The following is a 2,956-nucleotide window of genomic DNA, read 5'->3' as shown; positions in this document are numbered from 1 at the left end:
TACGGTCAAGAGTCAGCAGGACATTCTGATACAAAAAGACCAGATCTACTTTGCCGTATTCAGTCCTGAGGAAGAGACACTTTCTATTCGCCGCTTCGCTGCTGACAATGGACAGATGGATAGTGCTTTTATGATTGACGACAAGATTTATTTTTCTTCCCAAACAACCGATTCGTTTGCAACCGTCAAGCTGATGACCAAGGAAGATTATTTGCACGCCATTATTTACCACAGTGATGGACGACTGTCCGTGTTTACTTATCAAGATCAGGTCAATTTCTATCGTTTTGACACCACCATTCAACCTGCAGCAGCAAAGTCTATGCGCCCTGTTTTTGTTGGTAATAAAGTCTATCTGGCTGTTGAAAATGCTTATATTGAGGGAGGTAGCCGGCAGGTACAGATGCAAGCAATTTCACTGGGTCTTGAAAACTATAACTATCAAAAATCCGCTGTCGCTTTATCCTCTGCGGGATCGTCTTCGGCCATTCAAGGTGGGGGAATTAGGCTTATTAGAACGGGCACTGTGTTGGCTGTATCGGTTGCAGTTATCGTGGCCATTAAGAAGTTCTAAAGACAACCACTTGAAACAAAAATGGAAACTGCTGAGTTGCCCCCTGCTCAAAATTAAGTTTTTAACGGCTATCTGCATGATGATTCATTGTGGTCTATACATACGAATGCTGAATACGAGTGCGAATATTTATTCTCATCTGTGGTTGTGCCTCAATGAACAAAAACGTGATAAAAAATCAAAATCGGCAAAGCTTTGTTATCAGCAAAAAGCCACTAGCATTATTACTGTCACTTGTCGTTTTTTTTCCAAGCTGGAACAATTGCGCCGACACTATTGAGCTGGACAATAATAATTTCAAGCACTATCTGAATGCCGACCACCCGGTCAAAGGTCGCTATCGGTTAATCGGTGATATTGACCTGAGCCGATTCATTCCCTGGAAACCCGTAGGCAATACCTCTAATCCGTTTTCTCTCATCCTGTATGGCAACGGCCATGTTATTTCCAACCTTGAGGTTGCAACGTTAGCAAATAACACTGCCTCAGGATTGTTCGGGTCATTGCAAAACAGCACCATCAGGCAGATCCTGCTAAAACAACCAAAAGTGACCAGCTCCGGAAATATGAGCCCAACGGGTGCACTGGTGGGAGAGTTGGAAGGCAGCAGGATTGAAGAGGTGGTCAATTATGCCGGAACCATCAAAACGTCGGGGTTTCGCAGTCATGCCGGAGGTTTAGCGGGCAGTGTTTCTGGTAGCGTCATACGCGATAGTGTCAACACCGGCACCGTTTTCACAACCGGAACCGCCACCAGCACAGGTGGCATTGCTGGATTTGCAAGTCGGGCATCGTCCCTGTCAAATGCCCTGAATACCGGAAAAATAGTCTCCAGAAATTTACATTCCTCGCCTGCCGGCGGCATTGTCGGTACCCTGAAAGGCGACAGCCTTGCTAACAACAATGTCAATACCGGTGAAGTTAATGTTGGCTTTACCGAATATTCCGGGGGCATCGCAGGAGAAGCAGAAGCAGCGGAGGTATTATATAACCTCAACACTGGAAACATTGCCTCAGATTATTCGAGAGCCTACTGTAGGCTAGGTGGAAGCAGTGGTGGAATAGTGGGGCACGCCTCCAGGCAAAGCCTGGTCAGCAAAAATCTCAATACGGGTAGCATTTTTACCAGGGATTGGCGTACCTACGGAGGAGGAATAGCAGGAGATGTAGTCAACACTACTGTTATTCAAAATGTTAATGCCGGAACGGTCACGACTCACGACTATCAGTCATCTGCCGGGGGAATTACCGGAGAAGCTGCTGAAGGTTCAGGCATTCGGGACAACCTGAATGCCGGAGCAATCATAACAAAAGGTGTGAATGGTCACTTGGGTGGTATTACCGGGGCTGCCACTCTTTCAACCTCAGTGTACAACAATGTTAATACAGGGTCGGTTGAAGCCCGGGAAATCTATAGCTATGAAAGCGGTGGAGCGGGCAGAGTTTGGAGAGCAGGTTCCATTGAGCATAACCTGGATACTTTCACAAAGTATCAATGGATCAGGAGAGGTAGTGGATTTAATGGACGCAATCAAGGTGTCATAAGACTATCGAAAAGTGCCCTCAAATCAAACGTAACCCTATTGAACAGCACGCTCTGGAATGCCGGTGATGCCTCACAGCTTCCAATGCTCAGAGGCATTAATACTCCCTACCGTGAACTTGCCCGAATAAATGGTACCAAACAAACAAACAATCAGTTCCCGTCGGCCCTGAATGAGTTTGCAGATCCCGGTGGTGCTTCAAATGCCACCTCTTTCAATCGTACTGTCTGGAACAATCGGGATGGCTATTTGCCGTTTCTGAAAGTTTTCTCCAAACCACAAACATCACTGGCCGGGATTGACTGTACAGAAGGGGGATTTGATTGCGGCAAGGAGAATACTCCGTCAGCGATACAGTCTTCAACCACCTATTCTCAAGGCTTGTCAGGTAACTGCCCGCCACCAGAAGGCACGCCACTCTTTCAAGCGTATGATCCTGAAAACCAGCAGGTGTATGTTGTCATTCAACCTGAGCCGTCTTCTGAAGGGGCTTCCACAGGAGTTATTCTGGCACGCTATAAAGGTTCTGAACTGGATCAACAATTTGGACGGTGCGGCGTTGTAACTTACACCACCTCTTCCGACTACTCTGGAATACTGGATTCCTACCCGTCTCTGACTGGGCAGGTTATTCACGAAAAGGCAAGTTCTCACCTGTTTCTTGTTGCAACAACACAGTCAGGAAAAGCAGTTCTATTCGAGTTCTCGTTAAGTGCTGCCCAGAGCTACCGGGCAGAATTCACTGTACGTAACGACCTATTCCCTGAAAATGTACAAATTAAGGATACCGCTTATCATCAGGGCGTCATGTATTTAACAGGCACCCTCGATAACAGCC

General features: G+C 46.8%; 2 protein-coding genes. Both read left to right on the top strand.

Translation table 11 applies throughout. The features are described from left to right. Positions 1-574, top strand: a 574-nt coding sequence (locus KDK19_RS22635; RefSeq protein WP_257293003.1) for a hypothetical protein, incomplete at its 5' end; no start/stop codon positions are given. Positions 575-741: 167 nt separating this feature from the next. Then, a partial coding sequence (locus KDK19_RS22630; RefSeq protein ID WP_257293002.1) for a hypothetical protein occupies positions 742-2,956 on the top strand: 2,215 nt, incomplete at its 3' end.

This window comes from Endozoicomonas sp. ONNA1 (assembly GCF_024606325.1).
In the GTDB taxonomy this organism is placed as follows: domain Bacteria; phylum Pseudomonadota; class Gammaproteobacteria; order Pseudomonadales; family Endozoicomonadaceae; genus Endozoicomonas_A.
The sequence above is the reverse complement of the archived record's forward strand: the minus strand, read 5'-3'. Positions and strand labels throughout refer to the sequence as shown.